Genomic DNA, 2,763 nt, shown 5'->3' on the forward strand with positions numbered 1-2,763 from the left:
GCCTCCACCCCCGCGCTGGCCTCCACCGCCGCCGCGCAGGAGGCACCGGCCCGATCCCAGCCGGTCGCGCGGAGCACCACGCCGCCCGACAAGGTCCTCGCCGGACGGGAGGGCACGCTCGACGGGCACCGGTTCAAGGTGGAGATCGTCCAGCTCGTCCGCAGGGACCGGTTCGTGAACCTGACCTTCACCGCCACCGTCACCAAGGACGGCGGCGGCCTGGGCTGGCAGGTCAACAACTCCTTCTCCGCCGTGCCCTCGCAGCACCCCACCGTGGACGGCGTCTTCCTGGTGGACGTCAAGAACGCCAAGAAGCACCTGGTGGCCCTGGACAGCGAGGGCGCGTGCGTGTGCAGCCGCATCCAGGGGCTGTTCCTGAAGCAGGACGACCAGGCGGTGTTCTCGGCCACGTTCGCCGCCCCGCCGGCCGACGTCGCCGCCGTGGACGTGCACATCCCGAACGTGGGCACGCTGGCCGATGTACCGATCGGCTAGCGTCCCGGCCATCCTGGCCGCGCTGCTGCTCTCGGCCACGCCGGAGCCGCCGGTCGAGCCGCCGGTCGAGCCGCCGGTCAGGGCACCGGTCGAGGTGCCGGTGGCGGGCGGGGCGCCGGTGGCGGGCGGGGCGCCGGTCACCGCGCCCGTCCTGGACCTCGGCGGCGAGGTCCGCGACGCCACGGGCGAGGTGCGCGACATCGGCGAGCGGATCGCCAACCTCGACGAGTCGGTGACCGACGAGACCAGCGGCACCACGCGCACGATCACGGTGGCCGCCGACGTGCTGTTCGCCTTCGACAAGGCCACGCTGACCGGCAAGGCCAGGAGCCGGCTCGCGCAGGCGGCCGCGGTGCTGAAGGCGGAGGCCGCGGGCAAGCCGGTGCGGGTCGACGGCTACACCGACGCGAAGGGCTCCGACTCCTACAACCTGGAGCTGTCACGGCGGCGGGCCGAGGCCGTGCGCAAGGCGCTCGGCGCGCTCGCGCCCGGGCTCTCGCTGACGGCCGCGGGCCACGGCGAGGCCGATCCCGTCGCGCCGAACACGCTGCCCGACGGCGGCGACAACGCCAAGGGACGGGCCAAGAACCGGCGGGTGGAGATCAGTTTTACCAGATAACAACCTATTTCTATCGGTTTCGCCCATGGCGGTTCACCCCCCAGACTGGCCTCTATGGACCGGCTCACCGCCTGGGAACGCCGCACCGGCGGCGGTCTCCTCTGCATCGGCATCGTTTTCCTGCTGGGCTGGGCAGTGCCCGTGGTCTTCCCCGACCTGCCCGCCCCGCTGCCCACCGTCTTCTGGGCGCTCCAGGTCATCGCCTGGGCCCTGTTCACCGCCGACTACCTGATCCGCCTGGCGCTGGCGCCGCGCAAGCTGCCCTTCATCGTCAGGAACATCCCCACGCTGCTGGTCGTCGTGCTCCCGCTGCTGCGCGCGCTGTGGCTGCTGCGCGCGGTCCTGCTGCTGCAGGTGGTCTCCGAGCGCGTACGGCTGCCGATACGCGCCCGCACGGTCGTCTACGTCGGCGGGACGGCGCTGTTCCTCTCCCTGGTGGGCAGCGTCGCCGTCCTGGAGGTCGAGCGGCCCAGCCCCGACGCCAACATCCAGAACATCGGCGACGCCCTGTGGTGGTCGCTGACCACGATGACCACCGTCGGCTACGGCGACAGGTTCCCGACGACCGCCGAGGGACGCCTGGTCGCCACCGGGCTGATGATCGCGGGCATCGCCCTGCTCGGTGTGGTCACCGCGGCGATCGCCTCCTGGTTCGTGGAACGATTCGAGCGCAACGCGGCGCTGGAGCGCAAGACCGAGGCCGAGCTGTCCCTCGTCGTCGGCGAGCTCGCCGAGCTGCGCAAGCTCCTGACCGGCCTCAGTGAGACCCCGGCCGAGCTGACCGAGCTGCGCAGGCAGGTGGCCGCGCTCAGCGCCAAGCTGGGCGACCCGATGGACGGCCCGATGGACGACCCGGCGAGTGAGCCGATGAACGACCGGGCGGCGCGTTCCTGACGGTGCCGTCCGGCAGAGTGGGGTGAGGCGGGATGGAGTTGTGCCGGCGCGGCATTGACGAGAAAGGGTGGGATCGTGCGGGGTGATACGGGGGCCGTATTGCGATATCCGCCGGGATCGCTGGTCATCTTGACCGGCCTGCCGGGCGCGGGGAAGACCACACTGCTGAGCCGCCTGTACGGGCTGCACGGCGCGGAGAGCCTGCCGGTGCCCGCCGGCGAGGCCGTGGTGATCGATTCCTTCCAGTCACGCAGGCACTGGGAAGGGCGGCTGGTCTGGGCCCCTTACCCGGTGCGCAGGGCGCTCGTCTTCGTCACGCACGTCGGGCGCATTCGCGGGGCGCTGGCCAGGGGGCAGTCGGTGATCGCGCACAACCGGGGCTGCGCGCCGTACGTGCTCAGGGGCTTCGCCTGGCTGGCCAGGCGGCACGGCGCGGTGTTCCATCTGCTGCTGCTCGACACTCCGCCTGACCAGGCGCTGGCCGGGCAGCGCGAGCGCGGGCGGGTGGTGGCGGCCAGGACGTTCGCCAGGCATCAGCGGCGCTGGGAGACGCTGCTCGACCGGGTGAAGGGCGGCGATCCGGCGCCCGCCTCGGCGGCGCGCGTCCTCGACCGGGCCGGCGCCGACCTGCTCGGCCACATCCTGTTCACCGCCGACGGGGCGCGCGTCGGCATCAGGAGCCCGCAGGACTGACTCGGCGGCATCGGGGGCACACACGGCTGGCGACGCGGCATCGGGGGCCCGCACGACCGGCC

4 protein-coding genes are annotated in these 2,763 nt (G+C 72.6%); all 4 read left to right on the plus strand.

What is annotated here, in order from left to right; translation table 11 throughout:
* Nucleotides 1-495 (plus strand): hypothetical protein (locus tag HII36_RS54455; RefSeq protein WP_173531257.1); only part of this gene is annotated, 495 nt, incomplete at its 5' end.
* Nucleotides 479-1,114, plus strand: a complete 636-nt coding sequence (locus HII36_RS54460; RefSeq protein WP_173531258.1) for an OmpA family protein — start codon at nucleotides 479-481, stop codon at nucleotides 1,112-1,114. The genes HII36_RS54455 and HII36_RS54460, both read left to right, overlap by 17 nt.
* A 54-nt stretch (nucleotides 1,115-1,168) precedes the next feature.
* The gene (locus tag HII36_RS54465) at nucleotides 1,169-2,008 is read left to right on the plus strand and encodes a potassium channel family protein (protein ID WP_173531259.1); all 840 of its coding nucleotides are present in this window, start codon (nucleotides 1,169-1,171) and stop codon (nucleotides 2,006-2,008) included.
* 75 nt (nucleotides 2,009-2,083) lie between these two features.
* Nucleotides 2,084-2,701, plus strand: a complete 618-nt coding sequence (locus tag HII36_RS54470) for an AAA family ATPase (RefSeq protein WP_328808324.1) — start codon at nucleotides 2,084-2,086, stop codon at nucleotides 2,699-2,701.
* Nucleotides 2,702-2,763 lie beyond the last annotated feature (62 nt).

Origin of the sequence: Nonomuraea antri (assembly GCF_013283785.1) — a bacterium.
Lineage (GTDB): Bacteria > Actinomycetota > Actinomycetes > Streptosporangiales > Streptosporangiaceae > Nonomuraea > Nonomuraea antri.